General features: G+C 70.4%; 19 protein-coding genes. 11 read left to right on the top strand and 8 right to left on the bottom strand.

Translation table 11 applies throughout. The features are described 5' to 3' along the window. Window positions 1-60: 60 nt before the first annotated feature. The 4 genes from ACFYZZ_RS40760 (at window position 61) to mshC (ending at window position 3534) form a co-directional block, all read left to right on the top strand. A complete protein-coding gene (locus ACFYZZ_RS40760; protein ID WP_389187679.1) occupies window positions 61-747 on the top strand; it encodes a histidine phosphatase family protein in 687 nt (228 codons plus the stop codon). A gap of 91 nt (window positions 748-838) precedes the next feature. Beyond that, window positions 839-1429, top strand: coding sequence for a DUF3090 domain-containing protein (locus ACFYZZ_RS40755; RefSeq protein WP_386574682.1), 591 nt, complete (start codon window positions 839-841; stop codon window positions 1427-1429). Then, complete coding sequence (locus ACFYZZ_RS40750) at window positions 1393-2211, top strand: SCO1664 family protein (RefSeq protein ID WP_389187675.1); 819 nt, start codon at window positions 1393-1395, stop codon at window positions 2209-2211. The genes ACFYZZ_RS40755 and ACFYZZ_RS40750 overlap by 37 nt, the downstream gene beginning before the upstream one ends. Window positions 2212-2304: 93 nt before the next feature. Further along, window positions 2305-3534, top strand: a complete 1230-nt coding sequence (mshC, locus tag ACFYZZ_RS40745; RefSeq protein WP_389187672.1) for a cysteine--1-D-myo-inosityl 2-amino-2-deoxy-alpha-D-glucopyranoside ligase — start codon at window positions 2305-2307, stop codon at window positions 3532-3534. Between the two features lie 70 nt (window positions 3535-3604). On the opposite strand, the gene ACFYZZ_RS40740 is transcribed toward mshC, so the two are convergent. From ACFYZZ_RS40740 to ACFYZZ_RS40715, 6 genes are all read right to left on the bottom strand, one after another. Further along, window positions 3605-4654 (bottom strand): PAC2 family protein, encoded by a 1050-nt coding sequence (locus ACFYZZ_RS40740; protein WP_389187669.1) that lies wholly within the window; start codon window positions 4652-4654, stop codon window positions 3605-3607. 185 nt (window positions 4655-4839) lie between these two features. After that, window positions 4840-5511 (bottom strand): FadR/GntR family transcriptional regulator, encoded by a 672-nt coding sequence (locus ACFYZZ_RS40735; RefSeq protein WP_389187666.1) that lies wholly within the window; start codon window positions 5509-5511, stop codon window positions 4840-4842. 294 nt (window positions 5512-5805) lie between these two features. Further along, complete coding sequence (locus ACFYZZ_RS40730; RefSeq protein WP_389187663.1) at window positions 5806-7422, bottom strand: FAD-dependent oxidoreductase; 1617 nt, start codon at window positions 7420-7422, stop codon at window positions 5806-5808. A 47-nt stretch (window positions 7423-7469) separates the two neighbouring features. After that, complete coding sequence (glpK, locus tag ACFYZZ_RS40725) at window positions 7470-9008, bottom strand: glycerol kinase GlpK (protein ID WP_389187661.1); 1539 nt, start codon at window positions 9006-9008, stop codon at window positions 7470-7472. An 81-nt stretch (window positions 9009-9089) separates the two neighbouring features. Continuing rightward, window positions 9090-9884 (bottom strand): MIP/aquaporin family protein, encoded by a 795-nt coding sequence (locus tag ACFYZZ_RS40720; RefSeq protein WP_386574691.1) that lies wholly within the window; start codon window positions 9882-9884, stop codon window positions 9090-9092. 368 nt (window positions 9885-10252) lie between these two features. Continuing rightward, the gene (locus tag ACFYZZ_RS40715; protein ID WP_386574692.1) at window positions 10253-11017 is read right to left on the bottom strand and encodes an IclR family transcriptional regulator; all 765 of its coding nucleotides are present in this window, start codon (window positions 11015-11017) and stop codon (window positions 10253-10255) included. Window positions 11018-11316: 299 nt separating this feature from the next. On the opposite strand from ACFYZZ_RS40715, the gene metH reads away from it, so the two are divergent. The 4 genes from metH to ACFYZZ_RS40695 all read left to right on the top strand — a co-directional run bounded on the left by metH (window position 11317) and on the right by ACFYZZ_RS40695 (window position 19354). Then, window positions 11317-14832, top strand: a complete 3516-nt coding sequence (metH, locus tag ACFYZZ_RS40710) for a methionine synthase (RefSeq protein ID WP_389187656.1) — start codon at window positions 11317-11319, stop codon at window positions 14830-14832. Between the two features lie 110 nt (window positions 14833-14942). Beyond that, entirely contained in the window at window positions 14943-15644 is a 702-nt protein-coding gene (locus ACFYZZ_RS40705) for an HAD family hydrolase (RefSeq protein WP_389187652.1), read from the top strand. 460 nt (window positions 15645-16104) lie between these two features. After that, window positions 16105-17709 carry an ABC transporter substrate-binding protein gene (locus ACFYZZ_RS40700; protein WP_389187648.1) on the top strand — a complete coding sequence of 535 codons (1605 nt, stop codon included), beginning with the start codon at window positions 16105-16107 and terminating at the stop codon, window positions 17707-17709. Between the two features lie 64 nt (window positions 17710-17773). Continuing rightward, complete coding sequence (locus ACFYZZ_RS40695; RefSeq protein ID WP_389187645.1) at window positions 17774-19354, top strand: ABC transporter substrate-binding protein; 1581 nt, start codon at window positions 17774-17776, stop codon at window positions 19352-19354. 81 nt (window positions 19355-19435) lie between these two features. Here the strand turns inward: ACFYZZ_RS40695 and ACFYZZ_RS40690 are convergent, their stop codons facing one another. Together ACFYZZ_RS40690 and ACFYZZ_RS40685 are read right to left on the bottom strand one after the other, a co-directional pair. Continuing rightward, window positions 19436-20107 (bottom strand): response regulator, encoded by a 672-nt coding sequence (locus tag ACFYZZ_RS40690; RefSeq protein WP_381666685.1) that lies wholly within the window; start codon window positions 20105-20107, stop codon window positions 19436-19438. A gap of 14 nt (window positions 20108-20121) precedes the next feature. Further along, entirely contained in the window at window positions 20122-21078 is a 957-nt protein-coding gene (locus tag ACFYZZ_RS40685) for a RecB family exonuclease (RefSeq protein WP_389187641.1), read from the bottom strand. Between the two features lie 176 nt (window positions 21079-21254). Here ACFYZZ_RS40685 and ACFYZZ_RS40680 point away from each other — a divergent pair, with 176 nt between their 5' ends. From ACFYZZ_RS40680 to ACFYZZ_RS40670, 3 genes are all read left to right on the top strand, one after another. Further along, window positions 21255-22781 (top strand): site-2 protease family protein, encoded by a 1527-nt coding sequence (locus ACFYZZ_RS40680; protein WP_389187638.1) that lies wholly within the window; start codon window positions 21255-21257, stop codon window positions 22779-22781. A 50-nt stretch (window positions 22782-22831) separates the two neighbouring features. Then, window positions 22832-23734 carry a tRNA (adenine-N1)-methyltransferase gene (locus ACFYZZ_RS40675; protein WP_386574700.1) on the top strand — a complete coding sequence of 301 codons (903 nt, stop codon included), beginning with the start codon at window positions 22832-22834 and terminating at the stop codon, window positions 23732-23734. A 237-nt stretch (window positions 23735-23971) separates the two neighbouring features. Beyond that, window positions 23972-24553, top strand: a complete 582-nt coding sequence (locus ACFYZZ_RS40670; RefSeq protein WP_389187635.1) for a hypothetical protein — start codon at window positions 23972-23974, stop codon at window positions 24551-24553. The last annotated feature ends 102 nt before the right edge of the window (window positions 24554-24655 follow it).

Raw genomic sequence — 24655 nt, 5'->3', positions numbered from 1 at the left:
AGCGCATTCTCCCCTCACCGGGCCGCCTGCGCACGTCGTGATGCGCTTACGCTGGGCCGCATGCCCACGCTGATCCTCGTCAGGCACGGACGGTCGACCGCCAACACTTCGGGCGTGCTCGCCGGGTGGACGCCAGGCGTCGCCCTCGACGAGCGGGGGGCCGCACAGGCCGCCGCGCTGCCCGGCCGCCTCGACGGGCTGCCGATCTCCGAGGTCGTCGTCAGCCCCCTGGAACGCTGTCAGGAAACCGTACAGCCGCTGCTGGAAGCCCGGCCCGGGCTGCGCGCCCACACCGACGAACGGATCGGTGAGTGCCACTACGGCGACTGGTCCGGCCGCAAGCTCGCCGAGCTGAAGGACGAGCCGCTGATGGAGGTCGTCCAGGCCCACCCCTCGGCCGCGGCCTTCCCCGGCGGCGAGTCGATGCGGGCCATGCAGACCCGCGCCGCCGAGGCCGTACGCGAGTGGAACGCGCGCGTGGAGCGCGACCACGGCGCCGACGCCGTCTACCTGATGTGCTCGCACGGCGACGTCATCAAGTCACTGGTCGCGGACGCCCTCGGACTGCACCTCGACCTCTTCCAGCGGATCTCGGTGGAGCCGTGCTCCGTCACCGCGATCCGCTACACCCGTCTCAGGCCGTTTCTCGTTCGTCTCGGCGACACCGGCGATTTCGCCTCCCTTGCCCCGCGCGAGGAACCTCCGGGGGAAGACGCACCGGTCGGGGGCGGTGCGGGCGCACCGTGATCGTCGGGCGCAGTAGGGTGAAGCGATCCGTACAGTCGCCTTCACGCAGGGCCCGCACCGCACCCACTCTCGAATCCAATGGAGACAGGACGTGTCCCGTCAGGTGTTCCTCTACGATCCGCCGGACCGCTTCGTGGCGGGCACGGTAGGACTGCCCGGACGCCGTACGTTCTTCCTCCAGGCCACCGCAGGCTCCCGGGTGACCAGCGTGGCTCTGGAGAAGACCCAGGTGGCCGCGCTCGCCGAGCGTATGGACGAGCTGTTGGACGAGGTCGTACGCCGTAGTGGCGGCAGTGCGGCCGTCCCCGCCATGGCCCCCACGGAGGTCGCCGACACCGGCCCGCTGGACACCCCCATCGAGGAGGAGTTCCGGGTCGGCACCATGGCCCTGGCCTGGGACGGCGAGGAACAGCGCATGATCGTGGAGGCCCAGGCCCTCGTGGAGCTGGACGCCGACACCGAGGAGGACCTCGCCGAGGCCGAGGAGCGGCTGCTCCAGGACGAGGAGAACGGGCCCCCCATGCTGCGGGTCCGGCTGACCGGCGCGCAGGCCAGGGCCTTCGCCAAGCGCGCCCTGGACGTCGTCAACGCCGGGCGGCCGCCGTGCCCGCTGTGCAGCCTCCCGCTCGACCCGGAAGGACACGTATGTCCGCGCCAGAACGGATACCGCCGCGGAGCGTGACCGCCGCCGAACTGCTCACCAACGGTGAGCTGAAGGTGCGCGGCCGCATCCGCGAGGCGTCCAACGCGACGCTGTTCTGCACGGTCGCCTACGACGGGCAGGAAGCATCCTGCGTGTACAAGCCGGTCGCCGGCGAGCGCCCGCTGTGGGACTTCCCCGACGGCACCCTGGCCGGCCGCGAGGTGGCCGCCTACGAGGTCTCCGAGGCCACCGGCTGGGGGCTCGTCCCGGCGACCGTGCTGCGCGACGGTCCCTACGGCGAGGGCATGTGCCAGCTGTGGATCGACGTGAGCGCCGAGGCCGAGCTGCTCGCCCTGGTCGACGGCGAGGAGCCCGAGCCCGGCTGGAAGGCGATCGGGTTCGCCGAGGTCGGCGAGGGCCGCACCGCGCTGCTGGTGCACGCCGACGACGAGCGGCTGCGCCGCCTCGCCGTCCTGGACGCGGTGATCAACAACGCCGACCGCAAGGGCGGCCACCTGCTGCCCACCGTGGACGGCCGGCTCTACGGCATCGACCACGGGGTCGCCTTCAACGTCGAGAACAAGCTCCGCACGCTGCTGTGGGGCTGGGCCGGTGAGCCGCTCACCCCGGAGGCCGTCGAGGTGCTCCAACGGCTGAAGAAGACCCTTTCCGACGGCGGGGAGCTGGCCGTGCGGCTGGCCGGACTCATCACGACGGCCGAAATCGATGCCACGCGCGTGCGTGTCGAGGCGTTGCTGGCCGCCGGTCGCCACCCGGAGCCGAGCGGGGAGTGGCCGGCCATCCCCTGGCCACCGGTGTGAGCACATCCGGGGCCGAGGTACAAGAGGGCCCGACAGGCCATCCGGCCAGATCCCGTTCGTATCGGCAGCTCGCGGCCGGTTAGGCTCATGTACATGCATGCCTGGCCCGCTTCCGAGGTCCCCGCCCTGCCTGGTCAGGGCCGCGACCTGAGGATCCACGACACCGCGACCGGCGGCCTCGTCACCCTCGACCCCGGTCCCGTCGCCCGTATCTACGTCTGCGGCATCACGCCGTACGACGCGACCCACATGGGTCACGCGGCGACCTACAACGCGTTCGACCTCGTTCAGCGCGTGTGGCTCGACACCAAGCGGCAGGTTCACTACGTCCAGAACGTCACCGACGTCGACGATCCGCTGCTGGAGCGCGCGGAGCGGGACGGCGTCGACTGGGTCGCCCTCGCCGAACAGGAGACGGCCCTCTTCCGCGAGGACATGACCGCCCTGCGGATGCTCCCGCCCCAGCACTACATAGGCGCCGTCGAGGCGATACCCGGCATCGTCCCGCTCGTGGAGCGGCTGCGCGACCTCGGCGCGGCCTACGAGCTGGAGGGCGACGTCTACTTCTCCGTCGAGTCCGACCCGCACTTCGGCGAGGTCTCGGGCCTGGACGCGGCCGCGATGAGGCTGCTGTCCGCCGAGCGCGGCGGCGACCCGGACCGCCCGGGCAAGAAGAACCCGCTCGACCCGATGCTGTGGATGGCCGCCCGTGCGGGCGAGCCCAGCTGGGACGGCGGTTCGCTCGGCCGTGGCCGCCCCGGCTGGCACATCGAGTGCGTGGCCATCGCCCTCGACCACCTCGGCATGGGCTTCGACGTCCAGGGCGGCGGCTCCGACCTGGCCTTCCCGCACCACGAGATGGGCGCCTCGCACGCCCAGGTGCTCACCGGCGAGTTCCCCATGGCCAAGGCGTACGTGCACGCCGGCATGGTCGCCCTGCACGGCGAGAAGATGTCCAAGTCCAAGGGCAACCTCGTCTTCGTCTCGAAGCTGCGCCGCGACGGCGTCGACCCGGCCGCCATCCGGCTGTCCCTGCTCGCCCACCACTACCGCTCCGACTGGGAGTGGACCGACCAGGTGCTCCAGGACGCCGTGGACCGCCTCGGCCGCTGGCGCGCGGCCGTCTCCCGGCCCGACGGCCCGTCCGCCGACGCGCTGGTGGAGGAGATCCGCGAGGCCCTCACGCACGACCTGGACGCCCCCGCGGCGCTCGCCGCCGTGGACCGCTGGGCGGCCCGCCAGGAGGCGGAGGGCGGTACCGACACCGCCGCGCCCGGTCTCGTGACCCGGGCGGTGGACGCGCTGCTCGGCGTGGCCCTGTAACCGCAGGTACGGCGAAGGGGCGGTTCCCGGCAAGGGAACCGCCCCTCTTTCGTCGTCCCGATCCGTCGGCTCAGTCCTCCGACGTGTCCTCGTCGCCGCCCTCGGACGAACCCTCGGCGGAGCCATCGGCGGGACCGTCGGCAGAACCCTCCGAGGAGCCCTCCGAGGTCCCGGAGGCTCCCGGCCTCGGCGGACGGGGCGGCCGGGCCTTGCCGCCGGGGCTGTCCCGCAGGTACGAGGCGTCCCCGCCGTCCGCCGTGGCGTGCCCGCCCGGCGGGCTCACGTCGCGGCGCCGCAGATACCGCTCGAACTCGCGGGCGATCGCCTCGCCGGAGGCCTCCGGCAACTCGGCGGTGTCCCGGGCCTCCTCCAGCGTCTGGACGTACTCGGCGACCTCGCTGTCCTCGGCCGCCAGCTGGTCCACGCCCACCTGCCAGGCGCGCGCGTCCTCGGACAGCTCGCCCTGCGGGATGCGCAGATCGAGCAGGTCCTCCAGCCGGTTCAGCAGCGCCAGCGTGGCCTTCGGGTTGGGCGGCTGGGAGACGTAGTGCGGTACGGCTGCCCACAGCGACACCGCCGGGACGCCCGCGTGCGTGCACGCCTCCTGCAGCACACCGACGATGCCCGTCGGGCCCTCGTACTTGGTCTCCTCCAGGTCCATGCGGCGGGCCAGGTCCGGGTCGGACGTGACGCCGCTGACCGGGACCGGACGCGTGTGCGGGGTGTCACCGAGCAGAGCGCCCAGGATGACCACCAGCTCCACACCCAGCTCGTGCGCGAAGCCGAGCAGCTCGTTGCAGAACGAGCGCCAGCGCATGGACGGTTCGATGCCGCGGACCAGCACCAGGTCGCGCGGTTTCTCGCCGCCGACCCGGACCACCGACAGTCTCGTCGTCGGCCACGTGATCTTGCGCACTCCGCCGTCCATGAACACCGTGGGGCGGTTCACCTGGAAGTCGTAGTAGTCCTCGGCGTCGAGCGCCGCGAACACCTCGCCCTTCCACTCGCGTTCCAGATGCGCGACCGCCGTGGAGGCGGCGTCGCCGGCATCGTTCCAGCCCTCGAACGCGGCCACCATGACTGGGTCGATCAGCTCGGGAACCCCCTCCAGCTCGATCACCCAGTGCCTCCTTCCGACGTGCCCTCGCCTGACGTCCCAACCTTACGGCGTCCGGCGGGGGCGTCCGCAGCCCCCCGGGCCGGGGGATGCACGGATCACTGCCCCGTTCGCCACCTCGGAACACCCCACCTGTCAACGGGGCGCCCGGCCCGCTTCGCACAGGAACTGCACAAGGTGCTGCAACATCACAAGGTGCTGCGCAACCACTGCTCCACGCTCGCGATGTGCACGGTGGCCCAGGAGCGGGCCGCCTCCGCGTCCCGGTCGCGCAGTGCGGCGAGGATCGCCCGGTGTTCGCGCAGGGTGCGGCTGACCGCGTCCTCCTGGGTGAGCCCCCGCCAGATCCGGGCCCGGGTGGTGGGACCCGACAGGCCGTCAAGCAGCGAGCACAGCACCGAGTTGTGCGCGCTCTGCACGATGCCCCGGTGGAACTCCAGGTCGCAGGCGACCAGCTCCTCCACCGAGGGCTCGGCGCCGAGCGCGTCCAACTGGGCCGACAGCGCGTCCAGTTGCTGCTCGCCGATCCGCGAGGCGGCCATCGCGGTCGCGGCCGGCTCCAGGATCCGGCGCACGGCCAGGAACTCCAGCACCGTGTCGTCACGGTGGAAGTCCACGACGAAGCTCATCGCCTCCAGCAGCAACTGCGGATCGAGGCTGGTGACGTAGGTGCCGTCGCCCTGCCGGACGTCCAGGATCCGGATCAGCGACAGGGCCCGTACGGCCTCTCGCAGCGAGTTGCGGGACAGGCCGAGGTCGGCGGCGAGTTCGCTCTCCTTGGGCAGCCGGTCGCCAGGGCGCAGGGCACCGGAGACGATCATGTCCTTGATCTTCTCGATCGCCTCATCGGTGACTGCCATGACCGGCCTCCCAGCGGCTCAGACATCGGATGTCTCAGCACATTATGGGGGCACCGGGGAGAGGGTCGGCGAGCACTGTCAGCCGAAGGCCTTCACGGCCTGGTAGTACGTCCACGTGGTGCTGGTGCAGGCGGTCTTCGTGGCACCGCCGTAGTTGGTGCACACGCGCGCGCACACGAAAGGGGCGGCTCCGTCGGCGCGGAGCCGCCCCCTTCGTCTCTACGGCTCCTCGTGCGGGAGGAGCCGTCCCTCATCCGTTCCGGCCCCGGTCAGGGGGGAGGGGCCGGCCGGGACCTACTTCTTGTCGAGCAGGCCCTGGACCTTGTCGCGGACCTCGTCCGTGGCCAGGCCACGGATGGTCAGCGTGGTGCGCCGGCGCAGCACGTCGTCCGCCGTCTCGGCCCACTCGTGGTCGCGGGCCCACACGACCTGCGCCCAGATCTCCGGAGCGTCCGGGTGGACGCGCTCGGCCAGCTCCGGGCTCTCGTTCGCCAGCCGGGCGATGTCGAAGGCCAGCGAACCGTAGTGGGTGGCGAGGTGCTTGGCGGTGTCGGCGGCCATGCGCGGGCCGGGCGCCGGGTGGTCCACCAGGAGGCGGTGGGCGACCGCGCGCGGGTTGGCGACACCGGGCAGCGGGAGCTTCTTCGGCAGCGAGGAGATGGGCTCGAAGTCGTCGCCGAGCGGGTGGCCCGGCAGCTCCTCCAGCTTCTGCATCACCGTGCGGCCGATGTGCCGGAAGGTCGTCCACTTGCCGCCGGCGACCGACAGCATGCCGGCCTTGCCCTCGGTGACGACGGTCTCGCGCTTGGCCTTGGCGGTGTCACCGGGGCCGCCCGGCAGCACACGCAAGCCGGCGAAGGCGTAGGTGATCAGGTCGCGCTGCAGCTGCTGGTCCCGGACGGAGAACGCGGCCTCGTCCAGGATCTGGGCGATGTCCTTCTCGTTGACCGCGACGTCCGCCGGGTCGCCCTCGTACTCCTCGTCGGTGGTGCCGAGCAGCAGCATGTCCTCCCAGGGGAGGGCGAAGGTGATGCGGTACTTGTCGATGGGGGTGGCGAGCGCGGCCTTCCAGGGGGAGGTGCGCTTCAGGACCAGGTGCGCGCCCTTGGACAGGCGGATGGACGGGGCCGCGTTCGGGTCCTCCATCCGGCGCAGGTGGTCGACCCAGGGGCCGGTCGCGTTCAGCACCAGGCGGGCATTGGCCCCGAACTCCTCGCCGGATATGCGGTCCCGGAGGTCGGCGCCGGTGACCCGGCCCTTGGTGAAGCGCAGTCCGGTGACCTCGGCGTGGTTGAGGACGACCGCGCCCGCCTCGACGGCCGCGCGGACCGTCATCAGCGCCATGCGCGCGTCGTTCATCTGGTCGTCGCCGTACACGGCCACGGCCTTGAGGTTCTCGGTGCGCAGCTCGGGCACGTCCTGCGCCGCCTTGGCGGGGGAGAGCAGGTGGCCGACGCCGTCCCCGAACGCGGAGAGCGCGGAGTAGGCGAAGACGCCCGCGCCGAGCTTCGCCGCGCCGTGCGGCCCGCCCTTGTACACGGGGAGGTAGAAGGTGAGCGGGTTCGCCAGGTGGGGGGCCACCTGGCGGGAGACCGCACGGCGCTCGAAGTGGTTCTCCGCCACCAGCTTCACCGCGCCGGTCTGCAGGTAGCGCAGACCGCCGTGGAGCAGCTTGGAGGAGGCGGAGGAGGTGGCACCGGCGAAGTCGCCGGAGTCGACCAGCGCCACCCTGAGTCCGGACTGCGCGGCGTGCCAGGCGGTGGAGATGCCCAGGATGCCGCCGCCGATCACAAGAAGGTCGTACGACGCCTTGGAGAGCTGCTCCCTGGTCTCGGCCCGGCTCGGGTTGGAGCCGGAGGCCGGGTGCGTCCCCAGGGCAGGCACGGACTGCAGGGTGGGCTGACTGGTCATTTCGGGTTCTTACTCCTCGTCAGAGCTGTCTGAGCGGTTCGGGCCGCTCAGTCCTCGTGCTCGATCCAGCCCATGGTCCGGTCGACGGCCTTGAGCCAGTTCTTGTACTCGCGGTCGCGGGTGTCCGCGTCCATCTGGGGGGTCCACTCGGCGGCCCGGCGCCAGTTGGCGCGCAGTTCGTCGGTGCTGGACCAGAAGCCGACGGCCAGGCCGGCGGCGTAGGCGGCGCCGAGGCAGGTGGTCTCGGCGACCATCGGGCGCACCACCGGTGCGTCCAGGACGTCCGAGAGCGTCTGCATCAGCAGGTTGTTGGAGGTCATGCCGCCGTCGACCTTCAGGGTCACCAGCTCGTCGCCGGAGTCCTTGACCATCGCGTCGGCGATCTCCCGGGTCTGCCAGGCGGTCGCCTCCAGGACCGCACGGGCGAGGTGCGCCTTGGTGACGTACCGGGTCAGGCCGGCGATCACACCGCGGGCGTCGGAGCGCCAGTGCGGGGCGAACAGGCCGGAGAAGGCCGGCACGAAGTAGGCGCCGCCGTTGTCCTCGACCGAGAGCGCGAGCGTCTCGATCTCGGCGGCGGTGGAGATCAGGCCCATCTGGTCGCGCATCCACTGCACCAGGGAGCCGGTGACGGCGATCGAGCCCTCCAGGGCGTACACGGTCGGCTGGTCGCCGATCTTGTAGCCGACCGTGGTCAGCAGGCCCGCGTAGGAGTTGATGATCTTGTCACCGGTGTTCATCACCATGAAGGTGCCGGTGCCGTAGGTGGACTTGGTCTCGCCCTCGGAGAAGCAGGTCTGGCCGAACAGGGCCGCCTGCTGGTCGCCGAGCGCGGACGCGACCGGGATGCCGCCGAGCAGGTCGCCGAGCTTGCCGCCGGTGACCTCGCCGTAGACCTCGGCGGAGGAGCGGATCTCCGGCAGGATCTGCAGCGGGACACCGATGGACTCGGCGATCTTCTCGTCCCACTGCATGGTGTGCAGGTTCATCAGCATGGTGCGGGAGGCGTTGGTCACGTCGGTGACGTGGTGGCCGCCGTTGACACCGCCGGTCAGGTTCCAGATGACCCAGGTGTCCATGGTGCCGAAGAGGATGTCGCCCGCCTCGGCGCGCTCCCGCAGGCCGTCGACGTGGTCGAGCAGCCAGCGGGCCTTGGGACCGGAGAAGTACGACGCGAGCGGGAGACCGGTCTCGCGGCGGAAGCGGTCCTGGCCGACGTTGCGCCCGAGCTCCTTGCACAGGGCGTCGGTGCGGGTGTCCTGCCAGACCAGGGCGTTGTGGACGGGCTCACCGGTGTTCTTGTCCCACAGCACGGTGGTCTCGCGCTGGTTGGTGATGCCGATGGCCTTGATGTCGTCGCGGGTGATGCCGGCCTTCTGGATGGCTCCGGCGACGACCTCCTGGACGTTGGTCCAGATCTCGTTGGCGTTGTGCTCGACCCAGCCCGGCTTCGGGAAGATCTGCTCGTGCTCCTTCTGGTCGACCGAGACGATACGGCCGTCCTTGTCGAAGACGATGCAGCGCGAGGAAGTCGTGCCCTGGTCGATGGCCGCGATGAACGGGCCTGCGGTGTGGGCGTCGGTCACTGTGTGCTCCTGAAAGATCCGTGGTGATGGGGCTGTACGTACGGCGCGTGCTGGAAGACTCGGTTCTTCTCTCGGTTCTTCTTAAGCAAAGGCGACGTTGTAGATGCCTGCAGCGATGGCGGCGCCGATCAGCGGACCGACCACCGGGATCCAGGCGTAGCTCCAGTCGGAGCCGCCCTTGTTGGGCAGGGGCAGGAGGGCGTGCACGATGCGCGGGCCGAGGTCACGGGCCGGGTTGATCGCGTAGCCGGTCGGACCGCCGAGCGAGAGGCCGATGCCGACGACCACGAAGGCGGTGATCAGGGCACCCAGGGTGCCGAGGCCGTTGCCCTTGTCGTTCAGGCCCTGTGTGAGGACGGCGAGCACCAGCACCACGGTGCCGATGATCTCGGTGAGGAGGTTCTGCACCGCGTTCCGGATCTCGGGACCGGTGGAGAAGACGCCCAGGACCGGGCCGGCGCCCGTCTCCTGCGCCTCGACGGCCTTGGCCGCCGTGGCCTGTGCACCCGGACCGCCGACGATCTCCTTGTCGGTGAGGTGCGCGTGGAACTGACCGTAGTAGGCGACCCAGACCAGGGTGGCACCGATCATGGCGCCGAGCAGCTGGCCGCCCCAGTAGACGGGCAGGTTGCTGAAGTCCTTGTCCTTGATCGCGAGCGCGAGCGTCACGGCCGGATTCAGGTGGGCGCCGGAGAGCGGCGCCGAGGTGTAAACGGCCGTCAGTACGGCGAAACCCCACCCGAAGGTGATGGCGAGCCAACCGGCGTTACGGGCCTTGGAGGCCTTCAGCGTCACGGCGGCGCAGACGCCGCCACCGAGCAGGATGAGTATGGCGGTACCGATGGTCTCGCCGATGAAGATGTCGGAGCTGGACACCCGCGACTCCTTTGTCCTTCGTCCAGGGAAGCCGAACCCCGGGTCCCGCCGGGGGTTCTGGCGCCCTCGGGGGTGAGAGCGATGTTCCGGCCCTTGGCGTTGTCACACTCTAGCGCGTATTGCCGGTAGGTGTTCGACAATGCCGACCGATGGACGGGAGTCTTGCTTCGGCGTTACGTATGCGTCAAGGGTTCTGTTATCGAAAACAGGATCGTTATTGATCGCTGCCGGTTATCGCTCTTCGTGCGCTGACGTACCTTCTCGCCCTATATGTCCACTTCAGGGTATGGCGAGAACCGGAACGCCGCCTAGCGTCCCGGTCGTCCCCGGTGGGTCATCCGCTGGTCAGCGGCGCATCGCCCGGCTGCTCAGAACCGCCCCGCGCCCAGGTCGCGGGAGACCGCGCGGGCGCAGTCCCGTACCGCCGCGATCAGTTCGGGGCGCAGTTCGCCGTCCCGGCCGAGCCGTTCCACGGCGCCCGTGATGCCGACGGCGCCCACGGGCATCCGGCGCCGGTCGTGGATGGGCGCGGCGACCGAGGCCACGCCCTCCCAGGTCTCCTCCACGTCCGCCGCGTACCCACGCGCGCGCGTGATGTCGAGGATGTGCTCGAAGTCCGCCTGCTCGCACACCGTGCGGTCGGTGAAGGGTTTGCGGTCGGCCTCCATGGCCTCGCTGTGCGCCACCGGGTCGTACGCCGACAGCACCTTGCCCAGTGCCGTGGAGTGCAGCGGCTGCATGGCCCCTATCTCCAGCACCTGCCGGCTGTCGTCGGGCCGGAAGACGTGGTGCACGATCAGTACGCCCTGCTGGTGCAGGACGCCCAGGTACACGCTCTCCCCGCTGGCCCGGGCCAGGTCGTCGGTCCACACCAGGGCGCGCGCCCGCAGCTCGTGCACGTCGAGATAGGTGGTGCCCAGGCGCAGCAGCTCGGCGCCCAGTTGGTAGCGCCCGGAGGCGTCGTCCTGTTCGACGAAGCCCTCCTGCTGGAGGGTGCGCAGGATGCCGTGGGCGGTGCCCTTGGCGAGGCCCAGCGACGAGGCGATGTCCGACAGACCGAGCCGTCGTTCGCCGCCCGCGAGCAGCCGCAGCATCGCGGCCGCCCGTTCGAGCGACTGGATGTTCCGTGCCATCGCCGTCCTGCCCTCCGTCCCCTTCGACCATTCCCGAACAGCATCGAAGACACCGTTCGGCAATGTCGAACACTACCGGTCCATGACGGCCTCCCGCTAATGGTCGACCGACACCTGTTACATCTCCCGTCGCCTGCAAGCGGCGCCGCGGCCATCCGAGGGTCCGCCACCCGAGTCCGCCTCGTGGACGCCGCTGCCCATCCAAGCCCACTGCCGGTTACTCTGACGCCGTGCCCTTGCCCAGCAATGTCCGGGGAAGGCGCATAGCCGACAGCCGTCGCACCCCAGGGAGCCCCTTCATGGCCTCGTTGCCAACGACCCCTTCCGCCGACAGCCGGACCCGTGCGTCCGCGCTCCGCGAAGCACTCGCCACCCGTGTGGTGGTCGCCGACGGAGCCATGGGCACGATGCTCCAGGCCCAGGAACCGACGCTCGAGGACTTCCAGGACCTCGAGGGCTGCAACGAGATTCTCAACCTCACCCGCCCCGACATCGTCCGCTCCGTCCACGAGGCGTACTTCGCCGTGGGCGTCGACTGCGTCGAGACCAACACCTTCGGTGCCAACCACTCCGCGCTCGCCGAGTACGACATCCCGGGCCGCGTCCACGAGCTGTCCGAGGCCGGCGCCCGCGTGGCCCGCGAGGTCGCCGACGAGTTCACAGCCAAGGACGGCAGGCCCCGCTGGGTCCTCGGCTCCATCGGCCCCGGCACCAAGCTGCCCACCCTCGGCCACGCCCCCTACACCACCCTGCGCGACGCCTACCAGCGCAACGCCGAGGGCCTGATCACCGGCGGCGCCGACGCCCTGCTCGTGGAGACCACCCAGGACCTGCTGCAGACCAAGGCCGCCGTCCTCGGCGCCCGCCGGGGCCTCACCGCCCTCGGCCTGGACGTGCCGGTGATCGTGTCCGTGACCGTCGAGACCACCGGCACCATGCTGCTCGGCTCCGAGATCGGCGCGGCCCTCACCGCGCTGGAGCCGCTCGGCATCGACATGATCGGCCTGAACTGCGCCACCGGCCCGGCCGAGATGAGCGAGCACCTGCGCTACCTCGCCCGCAACGCCCGTATCCCGCTGTCCTGCATGCCCAACGCGGGCCTGCCGGTCCTCGGCAAGGACGGCGCCCACTACCCGCTGACCGCGCCGGAACTGGCCGACGCCCAGGAAACCTTCGTCCGCGAGTACGGCCTCTCGCTGGTCGGCGGCTGCTGCGGCACCACCCCGGAGCACCTGCGCCAGGTCGTCGAGCGCGTCCGGGGCCTCACCCCGACCGAGCGGCAGCCGCAGCCCGAGCCCGGCGCCGCCTCCCTCTACCAGACCGTGCCGTTCCGCCAGGACACCTCCTACCTGGCCATCGGCGAGCGCACCAACGCCAACGGCTCCAAGAAGTTCCGCGAGGCCATGCTGGGCGCCCGCTGGGACGACTGCGTGGAGATGGCGCGCGAGCAGATCCGCGAGGGCGCGCACATGCTCGACCTGTGCGTGGACTATGTCGGCCGCGACGGCGTCGCCGACATGGAGGAACTGGCCGGCCGCTTCGCCACCGCGTCCACCCTGCCGATCGTCCTCGACTCCACCGAGGTCGACGTCATCCGGGCGGGCCTGGAGAGGCTCGGCGGCCGCGCGGTGATCAACTCGGTCAACTACGAGGACGGCGACGGCCCCGACTCCCGCTTCGCCAAGGTCACCCGGCTGGCCCAGGAGCACGGCGCCGCCCTGATCGCGCTGACCATCGACGAGGAGGGCCAGGCCCGCACCCCCGAGAAGAAGGTCGAGATCGCCGAGCGGCTGATCGACGACCTCAGCGGGAACTGGGGCATCCGCGAGGAGGACATCCTCGTCGACACTCTGACCTTCACCATCTGCACCGGCCAGGAGGAGTCCCGCAAGGACGGCATCGCCACCATCGAGGCGATCCGCGAGCTGAAGAGGCGGCACCCGGCGGTACAGACCACGCTGGGCCTGTCGAACATCTCCTTCGGCCTCAACCCGGCCGCCCGCATCCTGCTGAACTCCGTCTTCCTGGACGAGTGCGTCAAGGCGGGCCTGGACTCGGCGATCGTGCACGCCTCCAAGATCCTGCCGATCGCCCGCTTCGACGAGGAGCAGGTCCAGACCGCCCTCGACCTGATCTACGACCGCCGCAGTGAGGGCTACGACCCCCTCCAGAAGCTCATGCAGCTCTTCGAGGGCGCCACCGCGAAGTCCCTGAAGGCGGGCAAGGCCGAGGAACTGGCCGCCCTCCCGCTGGAGGAGCGCCTCAAGCGCCGCATCATCGACGGCGAGCGCAATGGCCTGGAGGCCGACCTCGACGCGGCCCTGGAGACCCGCCCCGCCCTGGACATCGTCAACGACACTCTCCTGGACGGCATGAAGGTCGTCGGCGAACTGTTCGGCTCCGGCCAGATGCAGCTGCCGTTCGTGCTCCAGTCCGCCGAGGTCATGAAGACGGCCGTCGCCTACCTCGAACCGCACATGGAGAAGTCGGACGCCGAGGGCAAGGGCACCATCGTCCTCGCCACCGTGCGCGGCGACGTGCACGACATCGGCAAGAACCTCGTCGACATCATCCTGTCCAACAACGGCTACAACGTCGTCAACCTGGGCATCAAGCAGCCGGTCTCCGCGATCCTGGAAGCCGCCGAGGAGCACCGGGCCGACGTCATCGGCATGTCCGGCCTCCTGGTGAAGTCCACGGTGATCATGAAGGAGAACCTGGAGGAGCTGAACCAGCGCGGTCTCGCCGCCCGCTTCCCGGTCATCCTCGGCGGCGCCGCCCTCACCCGCGCCTACGTCGAGCAGGATCTGCACGAGATCTACGAGGGCGAGGTCCGCTACGCCCGCGACGCCTTCGAGGGCCTGCACCTGATGGACGCCCTGATCGGCGTCAAGCGGGGCGTGCCCGGCGCACAGCTGCCCGAGCTGAGGCAGCGCCGCGTCCGCGCGACGGCCGCCGTCCAGGTCGAGGAGCGCCCCGAGGAGGGGCACGTCCGCTCCGACGTCGCCACCGACAACCCGGTGCCGACCCCGCCGTTCTGGGACACCCGCGTCATCAAGGGCATCCAGCTCAAGGAGTACGCGAGCTGGCTGGACGAGGGCGCACTGTTCAAGGGCCAGTGGGGGCTGAAGCAGGCCCGCACCGGGGACGGTCCGACGTACGAGGAACTGGCGGAGACCGAGGGCCGCCCCCGCCTGCGCGGCCTGCTCGACCGGCTCCAGACGGAGAACCTGCTGGAGGCGGCCGTGGTCTACGGCTACTTCCCGTGCGTCTCCAAGGACGACGACCTGATCATCCTGGACGAGCGGGGCAACGAGCGCACCCGGTTCACGTTCCCGCGCCAGCGCCGCGGCCGCCGGCTGTGCCTCGCCGACTTCTTCCGCCCGGAGGAGTCCGGGGAGACGGACGTCGTCGGCCTCCAGGTGGTCACCGTCGGCTCCCGCATCGGCGAGGAGACGGCGAAGCTCTTCGAGTCGAACTCCTACCGCGACTACCTCGAACTGCACGGCCTGTCCGTGCAGTTGGCGGAGGCGCTGGCCGAGTACTGGCACGCCCGCGTCCGCTCCGAACTCGGCTTCGCCGGCGAGGACCCGGCCGATATCGAAGACATGTTCGCCCTGAAGTACCGGGGCGCCCGCTTCTCCCTCGGCTACGGCGCCTGCCCCGACCTGGAGGACCGCGCCAAGATCGCCGAACTGCTGCAGCCCGAGCGGATCGGCGTCCACCTGTCCGAGGAGTTCCAGCTCCACCCCGAGCAGTCCACCGACGCGATCGTGATCCACCACCCGGAGGCGAAGTACTTCAACGCCCGGTGAGGCGCGTCGCACAGCACACTGATCGGATAAGTCGTACACTGGTCGGTCCACCGCAGGCCGGTTCCCTGTCCGGGAACCGGCCTGGTCGTCCCTCAAGGAGGTGCGCCAGGATGACCAGTACGGTCCCCGCGCTCGGAACCCGTACGGCCGAAGGCTCAGCCCTGCAGGCCGTACTCCTCGACATGGACGGCACCCTGGTGGACACCGAGGGCTTCTGGTGGGACGTGGAGGTCGAGGTCTTCGCCGCCCTGGGCCACACCCTGGACGAGACCTGGCGCCATGTCGTGGTCGGCGGCCCCATGACCCGCAGCGCGGGATTCCTGATCGAGGCCACCGGCGCCGACATCACCCTCGCCGAGCTGACCACGCTGCTCAACGACGGGTTCGAGGACCGCATCGGCCGCTCCCTGCCGCTGATGCCGGGCGCCGGCCGGCTGCTCGCCGAGCTGTACGAGCACGACATCCCGACCGCCCTGGTCTCCGCCTCCCATCGGCGCATCATCGACCGCGTGCTGGCCGCCCTCGGCCCCCAGCACTTCGCCCTGACCGTGGCCGGCGACGAGGTGTCGCGCACCAAGCCGTACCCGGACCCGTATCTGCTCGCCGCCGCCGGGCTCGGTGCCGATCCGGCCCGGTGCGCGGTGATCGAGGACACCGCGACCGGCGTCGAGTCCGCGGAGGCCGCGGGCTGCCGGGTGGTCGCCGTGCCCTCGGTGGCGCCCATCGCCCAGACCGACGGGCGCACGGTCGTGAGTTCGCTGGAAGAGGTCGACCTGGCATTTCTGTGCAGCCTCATGACGGAAATGTGTTAGCCGTTCACTGGGGGTACCCCCTGCTCGCAGAGCTTGGGGGAGTCAAAGTCCATTGGACGCGGTGGACAAAATTCCGGGGAAGTACACCTGGGTGGAATTCGAAGCGGGCCGCCCGACCTAATTCCGGTAACCGCCAACCCAGTTGGAAGTGTGACGTTCCCCACGTGTGACGGGCTCGACAACGTTGCCCAGGTGTGCCGATCACCCCGGTTCGGGGTCATCGGGCGTGCCCTTGTGTCCCGATTGATGGGACGCTGCACCAAACCTGCCACTGTCGGGTTTTCGGTCTGTCCACACCCGGTTTCACTGCGTGATGGGGTCTCAACTCGCGCGGCTGTGAACCCTCCTGCGGGGGCGGTCTAATCTCGTCGCGAGAACATCGCAGCAACCCCCGTGATCCGCCGCAGCCACCCCTGCATGCCGGGTACACGGATTCGTACAGCTCTGGAGAAAGTCCCGCATGAACCGCAAGACTTTGGTGCTTCCGGCAGTCGCCGGCCTGCTCACGCCGGTTCTCGCCGCGTGCGGCGGATCCGCCGGCGGGAGCAAGAGCGGGAACGCCATCGTCGTCGGCACCACGGACCGGTTCACCGTCACGAGTGATGCGCCCGCCCCCCTCGACCCCGCCTACGCCTACGACGTCGGCACCTGGAACATCCTGCGCCAGACGGTGCAGACCCTGATGACCCAGCCCAAGGGCGAGGGCGAGCCGGTGCCGGAGGCGGCCGAGAGCTGCTCCTTCACCGACAGCGGCAACGAGCGCTACGCCTGCAAGCTGCGGGACGGCCTGACGTTCGCGGGCGGCGACAAGGTCACGGCCGAGGACGTCAAGTACTCCATCGAGCGTGCCCTGCGCATCAACGCCGACAGCGGTGTCGCCGCCCTGCTGAACACCATCGACACGGTCGAGACCCAGGGCGACCGCGAGGTCATCTTCCACCTCAAGACGGCCGACGCCACCTTCCCGTACAAGCTGTCCACCCCGGTCGCGGGCATCATCGACCCCAAGGACTACGACCGGCGCAAGCTGCGCGACGGCTTCGAGGTCGACGGCTCCGGCCCGTACACCTTCAAGGCCGACGTCAAGGACAACGCGATCGTCAGCGGCACCTTCACCAAGAACCCGTCCTACAAGGGCAGCGTGCAGGTGAACAACAGCGAGGTCGTGCTGCGCACCTACGAGGACGCGGACGCCATGGGCGCCGCGATCGACAAGGGCGACATCGACGTCATGACCCGCGCCATGTCCCCGGCGCAGATCACCAAGCTGGACAGCGGCTCGGACGCGAACGTCGACCTGGTGGACATGCCGGGCCTGGAGATCCGCTACCTCGCCTTCAACACCGACGCGCCGACGGTGAAGAGCAAGGCCGTCCGCCAGGCCATGGCCCAGATCATCAACCGCGGCGAACTCGTCTCCAAGGTCTACGGCACCCAGGCCGAGCCGCTGTACTCGCTGGTCCCGGCGACCCTCACCGGCCACTCCAACTCGTTCTTCAACAAGTACGGCGACCCCAACGTCGGCAAGGCGAAGGACCTGCTCGCCAAGGCCGGCATCACCACCCCGGTGAAGCTGACGCTGCACTACACCACCGACCACTACGGCTCGGCCACCAAGCAGGAGTTCCAGATCCTGCAGCAGCAGCTGCGCGGCAGCGGTCTGTTCGACGTCAGCATCCAGGGCCACCCCTGGGCGTCCTTCCGGCCCGCCGAGAAGAAGGGCCAGTACGACGTCTACGGCATGGGCTGGTTCCCCGACTTCCCGGACGCCGACAACTTCGTCGCGCCCTTCCTCGACAAGGGCAACTTCCTGAGCTCGCCGTACTCCAACGGCACGGTCCAGCGCAAGCTGATCCCGGAGTCCCGCCGCGAGGCCGACCGGCTCAACGCCACCAAGACCCTGACCGAGATTCAGGACATCGTCGCCGAGGACGTCCCCGTGCTGCCCCTGTGGCAGGGCAAGCAGTACGTCGCCGCACGGAACGACATCACGGGCGTCTCCTACGCCCTCAACTCCTCCTCGACGCTTCAGTTGTGGGAGCTCGGCCGCGGTGTGAGCGGCTGACGCTTCTCTTGTCCGGGGCACGGAACGGGGGCCTCGGATCGACGAACCGACGACAAGGCACACAGTGAACATGCGCAACCAGTGGCCAGTTCTTCCCATCGTGGCGGGGCTGGCCTCCGGCCTGTTGACCGGCTGCGGCACGGAAGACGGTGCATCCGGGGGTACCGGCTCCTCCGTGGTGATGGGGATGTCCGACGACGTCCTCGCCACGGACCCGGCTTCCGGTTACGACCCCGGTTCCTGGCTGTTGTTCAACAACGTCTTCCAGTCGCTGCTCAGCTTCCCCAAGGGCGGCACGGAGCCCGAGCCGGAGGCGGCGAAGCAGTGCTCCTTCACCGACACCCGGGCAATGGTGTACAGGTGCGAGCTGAAGGACGGCCTGACGTTCAGCAACGGTGACGACCTCACCTCCGAGGACGTGAAGTTCTCCTTCGACCGCATGCTGAAGATCAACGACTCCGCCGGCCCGGCGATCATGTTCCCGATGCTCGACAAGGTCGACGCACCGGACGCGAAGACGGTCGTCTTCCGGCTCAAGGTCCCCGACGCCACCTTCCCCAGCAAGATCGCCTCCGGTGCCGGCTCCATCGTCGACCACCAGCAGTACGACGCGAACGGCCTGCGCACCGACGACAAGGCCGTCGGCTCCGGGCCCTACAAGCTGGACTCCTTCGACAAGGACGAGGCGGTCTTCTCCGTCAACTCCCACTACAAGGGCACCGCCGAGGCCAAGAACTCCGGCGTCACGCTGAAGTTCTTCCACGGCGACCGGGCCGGCCTGAAGACGGCCCTCGAAAGCGGTGACGTGGACATCGCCTACCGTGGTCTGTCCGCGACCGACATCGCCGACCTCGACCAGCAGGACGGCAAGAAGGGCGTCGACGTCATCGAGGGCAGCAGCGCCGAGGTCCAGCACCTGGTCTTCAACATGAAGGACCCGGTCGCCGGCAAGGTCGGCGTCCGCAAGGCCATGGCCTACCTCCTCGACCGCGACGCCCTGGTCAAGAACGTCTACCAGGGCACGGCCACCCCGCTGTACTCGATCATCCCGGCGGGCATCGCGGGCCACAACACGGCGTTCTTCGACACCTATGGCGCCCGCCCCTCCAAGGAGAAGGCCGCCGCCGCGCTGCGCGCCGACGGCATCACCGGCAAGGTGAAGCTCACCCTGTGGTCCACGCCGTCCCGTTACGGCCCCGCCACCGACGAGGAGCTGAAGGCCATCGCCGGCCAGCTCAACGCGAGCGGACTGTTCCAGGCCGACGTCAAGTCCGTCGGCTTCGACCAGTACGAGAAGGACATCGCCCAGGGCAAGTACGGCGTGTACGTGAAGGGCTGGGTGCCGGACTACCCGGACGCCGACAACTTCACGGCCCCCTTCTTCGGCAAGGGCAACGTGCTGGGCAACAACTACAGCAACAACACCATCACCGGCTCCCTCATCCCCGGCACGGCCGCGCAGAGCGACCGCACCGCGACCGACAAGGACTTCGGGAAGCTGCAGGACATCGTCGCCGACGAGCTGCCCGTGCTGCCGGTCTGGCAGGCCAAGCAGTACGCGCTCGTCCGCGACGGCGTCTACGGCCTGGAGTACTGCCTGGACGCCTCGACGGTGTTCCGGTTCTGGGAACTGAGCAAGAGCTGACGACCCCGGTCCCGGCGCGAAAGGGCGCCCTTCCCTGCGGGGGAGGGCGCCCTCGGCGTTTTTCCGTACCGCCCGTACGTGCTACTGCGCGCCGGGCCGCACCAGGCCGCTCTCGTACGCGTACACCGCGGCCTGCACCCGGTCCCTCAGGCCCAGCTTGGTCAGGACGTGCCCGACGTGCGTCTTGACCGTGGTCTCGCTGACGAACAGGTCGGCGGCGATCTCGGCGTTGGACAGCCCGCGCGCCACCAGCTTCAGCACCTCCACCTCGCGGTCGGTGAGGGTGTGCAGGGTGTCCGGCACGGGCTCCTCGCCGGAGGGCAGGTGCGTGGCGTACTTGTCCAGCAGACGGCGGGTGATGCTCGGCGCCAGCATGGCCTCGCCGGCCGCCACGACCCGGATCGCCTGCACCAGCTCGTCGGCGGGCGCGTCCTTGAGCAGGAAGCCGCTCGCCCCGGCCCGCAGCGCCTCCACCACGTACTCGTCGAGGTCGAACGTGGTCAGCACGAGCACCTTCGCCGGGCCGTCCCGACCCGGACCGGAGATCTGCCGGGTCGCCTCCACCCCGTCCATCCGCGGCATCCGGATGTCCATGAGCACGACATCGGGCTGCAGGGCGCGCACCTGGTCGAGAGCCTGCAGGCCGTCACCGGCCTCGCCCACGACCGCGATGTCCTGCTCGGCCTCCAGAATCATGCGGAAACCGGTACGCAGCAGGGGCTGGTCGTCGACCAGTAGGACGCGGATGGCCACGTGACACTCCTTCGCTAGTCCCGGCCCATTCTGCCCTGCTGCACGGCCTCCGACTCAGGCGCCCTCACGGGCAGCGGATAGGGCGGGGGAGTGCCGCCGAACTCCGGGCAGTGCGCCTGGTGGTCGCACCAGCCGCACAGCTTGGTCGGCCGGGGCCGCCACTCCCCGGTGTCCGTGGCCCGCCTGATGGCCTCCCACAGGGCGAGCAGCTTGCGCTCCACGCGCTCCAGGTCGGCGAGGACGGGGTCGTACGTCAGCACGTCCCCGCTGCCGAGATAGACGAGCTGGAGCCGGCGCGGGACCACCTGCTTCAGCCGCCACACGACGAGCGCGTAGAACTTCATCTGGAACAGCGCGCCCTCGGCGTACTCCGGCCGCGGCGCCTTGCCCGTCTTGTAGTCGACGATCCGCACCTCGCCCGTGGGCGCCACGTCCACCCGGTCGATGATCCCGCGCAGCCGCAGACCCGACTCCAGCTCGGCCTCCACGAACAGCTCCCGCTCGGCGGGCTCCAGCCGGGACGGGTCCTCCAGCGTGAACCAGCGCTCCACGAGCTGCTCGGCCTCGCCGAGCCAGCGGGCCAGCCGCTCACCCTCGGGGTCGTCGGCGAACAGCTCGCCGAGCTCGGGCCTGCTCTCCCGCAGCCGGTCCCACTGGCCCGGGATCAGCGCCTTGGCCCGCGGCGCGGTCCGCTCCCCGGCGGGGGCGTCGAACAACCGCTCCAGCACGGCGTGCACCAGCGTGCCCCGGGTCGCCGCCTCGCTCGGCTTCTCCGGCAACCGGTCGATCACCCGGAACCGGTACAACAGCGGACACTGCATGAAGTCACCGGCGCGCGACGGGGACAACGACGTGGGCGCCATGGCGGCACGCTCACCCGCCGACCCGGCGGCGCCACCGCTGGAGCCGGCTGTCCCTGAGTCCTCGACCGCGCCGGGCCGTGCCCCCGCGTCCTCGCTGCTGCTGTCCATGTCCCCAGACCATACGGCCCGGCACTGACAGTGACCCAGCCGCGGGCGCGTCGGGCGCTCGACGGCGGGGCAAACACAGGGGGTGCCGGGGCGGAACGCGTCACCACGGCCGCATACCATCGACCCAGACCCTTCCGCCCGGTTGGTGCGGAAGACGCTTCGAACGAGGGGACAGCGTGGACGTGAGCGGCGGGAGCGGGCAGCCGCGGTCCGGCAACGACGAGCCGGCCGAGCACCTCGCAGGTCCTACGGCCCCGACGACCGGAACCACCGACCACCCCGGGCCGGAGCCCCACGACGCCCCGACGCCCCCGCCTCCCGCGGACCGGGACCCCCACCCGGATCCCGACACCGCCGAAGACACCCCGACCGAGCCCCCGCACCCGACGACCGGCAAGAACGCCGGGAACGCCAAGAATGCCGGGGACACCGGGGACACCAGGGCCGGCGAAGAGACGCCCGCCGCAGGCACCCGCACCGGGTCCGGCGAGCACCGGACCCTCGCCCACTCCGGGATCGCCAAGGGGGAGCCGCCCCAGCCGCCGGCCAGGGAACCCGGTGGCGGGCTGCTCATGGGCCGGCCCTTCGGCGTGCCGGTGTACGTCGCGCCGAGCTGGTTCCTGGTCGCCGCGCTGATCACCTGGGTCTTCGGCGGCCAGCTGGACCGTGTGCTGCCCGAACTGGGCGCCGCCCGCTATCTGGTGTCCCTGTTCTTCGCCGTCGCCTTCTACGCCTCCGTGCTGGTCCACGAGCTGGCCCACACGGTCGCCGCGATCCGCTTCAAGCTCCCGGTCCGCCGCATCCAGCTCCAGTTCTTCGGCGGCGTCTCCGAGATCGAGAAGGAGGCCGAGACCCCGGGCCGGGAGTTCGTCCTGGCCTTCGTCGGGCCGCTGCTCTCGCTCGTCCTCGCCGGGATCTTCTACCTCGCGATGAAGCCGGTGGAGCCCGACACCGTCCCCGGCGTCCTGCTGGCCGGCCTGATGATCTCCAACCTCATCGTCGCCGCCTTCAACCTGCTGCCCGGCCTGCCCCTGGACGGCGGCCGCATGCTCCGCGCCGTCGTCTGGAAGATCACCGGCAAGCCCATGAGCGGCACCGTCGCCGCCGCCTGGGTCGGCCGCGCCCTCGCCATCTCGGTCCTGGTCGGTCTCCCGCTGCTCAACCAGTCCGGTGCCCTCGGCGGCGGCAGCGAGGAGATCAGCGGCATGGACACCGTCACCGACGCCCTGCTCGCCGCCATCCTCGCCGCGATCATCTGGACCGGCGCCGGCAACAGCCTGCGCATGGCCCGGCTGCGCGAGCACCTCCCCGAGCTGCGGGCCCGCACCCTGACCCGGCGGGCCGTACCGGTGCAGACCGACACCCCGCTCTCCGAGGCCCTGCGTCGCGCCAACGCCGCCGGTGCCCGCGCCCTGGTCGTCGTCGACGCCGAGGGACACCCCCTCTCCCTCGTCCGCGAGGCCGCCATCGTCGGCGTACCCGAGCACCGCCGCCCCTGGGTCGCCGTCAGCGGCCTCGCCCAGGAGCTGACCGACGGCATGCGGGTCTCCGCCGAGCTGTCCGGGGAGGAGCTGCTGGACGTCCTGCGGGCCACACCGGCGACCGAGTACCTGGTGGTCGAGGAGAGCGGTGAGATCTACGGCGTCCTGTCCGCCGCGGACGTCGAACGCGCCTTCGTGAAGGCCATGGCGAGGCCGTCCTAGGACAGGCCCTAGTGGTCGGCGGCCCCCTCAGGTGCCGGTAGGCTGGTCACATGTCCGAACCGACCGGTGCCGCCCGCAGGCGCGGGCCCTTCAAGGTCGGGGACCAGGTTCAGCTGACCGACCCCAAGGGCCGCCACTACACGTTCACGCTCGAAGCCGGGAAGAACTTCCACACCCACAAGGGCTCCTTCCCGCACGACGAACTGATCGGTGCTCCCGAGGGCAGCGTTGTCCGCACCACCGGCAACGTGGCCTACCTCGCGCTGCGCCCCCTGCTCCCCGACTACGTCCTGTCCATGCCCCGCGGGGCAGCCGTCGTCTACCCCAAGGACGCGGGGCAGATCCTCGCCTTCGCCGACATCTTCCCCGGCGCCCGCGTCGTGGAGGCCGGTGTCGGCTCCGGCTCGCTCAGCAGCTTCCTGCTGCGCGCCATCGGCGACCAGGGCATGCTGCACTCCTACGAGCGCCGCGAGGACTTCGCCGAGATCGCCCAGCAGAACGTGGAGCGCTACTTCGGCGGCCCGCACCCCGCCTGGCAGCTCACCGTCGGCGACCTGCAGGACAACCTGTCCGACGTCGACGTGGACCGCGTCATCCTCGACATGCTCGCCCCCTGGGAATGCCTGGAGGCCGTCTCCAAGGCGCTGGTGCCCGGCGGCATCCTGTGCTGCTACGTGGCCACCACCACCCAGCTCGCCCGGACCGTCGAGTCCATCCGGGAGATCGGCTGCTTCAACGAGCCGACCGCCTGGGAGACGATGATCCGCAACTGGCACATCGAGGGCCTGGCCGTCCGCCCGGACCACCGGATGATCGGCCACACCGGCTTCCTGCTCACCGCCCGCCGCCTCGCGGACGGCGTCGAGCCGCCCATGCGCCGCCGCCGCCCCGCCAAGGGCGCCTACGGCGAGGACTACGCCGGCCCCAACGCCGAGGGCGGCTCCGGCCGCTGACCCGCTCCCACCGAGCACAACGCAAGGGCGCCGTGCCCAAGTTCCCGGACGATCCGGGGAACTCGGGCACGGCGCCCTTGCGTTGACACGGCACCAGGAGGTGTACGGCCCCACGCGCGCGTGTGCACTTCGCCGGCGAAAATCCCGTACCGACCCCGCCGTTCCCCCGCACTGTGACGTGTGGCACCATGCAGGCCACCCCCCCCACCGGCACAGCCCTCACAGGAGACACTCCTAGTGCAGCAATCCGCCGTTCCGGAGCTCGCCCACACGCACGCCGGACCCATCCACTGGGTCGCCACGGCCACCGCGGTCGCCGGCGTGATCGCCCTGTCCTCCGTCGTCCAGCCCGGTTCGGCCACGGCCGCCCAACCGGCCCCCGGCACCGAGGCCAAGTCGGCCCCCGCCGCCGTCGCACCACCCAGCACCACGGGCGTCGACTTCCCCCTCGACTGCGGACCGGTGAAGGCGCTGGTGGTGAAGCAGGGAGCCGGCGACCTGGACGGCGACGGCAGACCGGAAACCGTCGCGGTCGTGCACTGCGACGCCCCCATGGGCACCCCGCCCGACGGCGTCTACGTCCTCACCCGGGGCACGGACGGCGGCAAGGCCCGCGTGGTCGCCACCCTCGTCGACCCCAAGGACCGCCTCACCGTCACCGACTTCGCCCTGCGCGCGGGTGCCGTCAGCGCCACCCTGCTCGGCTACTCCTCGTCCGACGTGCCCAGTTGCTGCCCCGACGTGAAAACCCCGGCCAAGTGGCGATGGAACGGCACCGCGTTCCTCCGCTCCACCCCGGCCGGGGCTCACAGCGTCTGACGACAGGCCTAGACGAGTAGTTCCGATGTGGCTCAGTGGTCGTAGGCGATCAGTGACCTGGTGATGGGTGCGCCGATGGTCCGGTTGTGCCAGATCGCGCAG

The organism is Streptomyces sp. NPDC001816, assembly GCF_042892235.1.
In the GTDB taxonomy this organism is placed as follows: Bacteria; Actinomycetota; Actinomycetes; order Streptomycetales; family Streptomycetaceae; genus Streptomyces.
The sequence above is the reverse complement of the archived record's forward strand: the minus strand, read 5'-3'. Positions and strand labels throughout refer to the sequence as shown.

Excerpts from the sequence above, each read along its gene's own strand:
- ACFYZZ_RS40760 (WP_389187679.1), top strand. The coding sequence starts at position 61 with ATGCCCACGCTGATCCTCGTCAGGCACGGACGGTCGACCGCCAACACT.
- ACFYZZ_RS40750 (WP_389187675.1), top strand. The coding sequence starts at position 1,393 with ATGTCCGCGCCAGAACGGATACCGCCGCGGAGCGTGACCGCCGCCGAA.
- mshC (WP_389187672.1), top strand. The coding sequence starts at position 2,305 with ATGCATGCCTGGCCCGCTTCCGAGGTCCCCGCCCTGCCTGGTCAGGGC.
- ACFYZZ_RS40735 (WP_389187666.1), bottom strand. The coding sequence starts at position 5,511 with ATGGCAGTCACCGATGAGGCGATCGAGAAGATCAAGGACATGATCGTC.
- ACFYZZ_RS40730 (WP_389187663.1), bottom strand. The coding sequence starts at position 7,422 with ATGACCAGTCAGCCCACCCTGCAGTCCGTGCCTGCCCTGGGGACGCAC.
- ACFYZZ_RS40715 (WP_386574692.1), bottom strand. The coding sequence starts at position 11,017 with ATGGCACGGAACATCCAGTCGCTCGAACGGGCGGCCGCGATGCTGCGG.
- metH (WP_389187656.1), top strand. The coding sequence starts at position 11,317 with ATGGCCTCGTTGCCAACGACCCCTTCCGCCGACAGCCGGACCCGTGCG.
- ACFYZZ_RS40705 (WP_389187652.1), top strand. The coding sequence starts at position 14,943 with ATGACCAGTACGGTCCCCGCGCTCGGAACCCGTACGGCCGAAGGCTCA.
- ACFYZZ_RS40700 (WP_389187648.1), top strand. The coding sequence starts at position 16,105 with ATGAACCGCAAGACTTTGGTGCTTCCGGCAGTCGCCGGCCTGCTCACG.
- ACFYZZ_RS40685 (WP_389187641.1), bottom strand. The coding sequence starts at position 21,078 with ATGGACAGCAGCAGCGAGGACGCGGGGGCACGGCCCGGCGCGGTCGAG.
- ACFYZZ_RS40675 (WP_386574700.1), top strand. The coding sequence starts at position 22,832 with ATGTCCGAACCGACCGGTGCCGCCCGCAGGCGCGGGCCCTTCAAGGTC.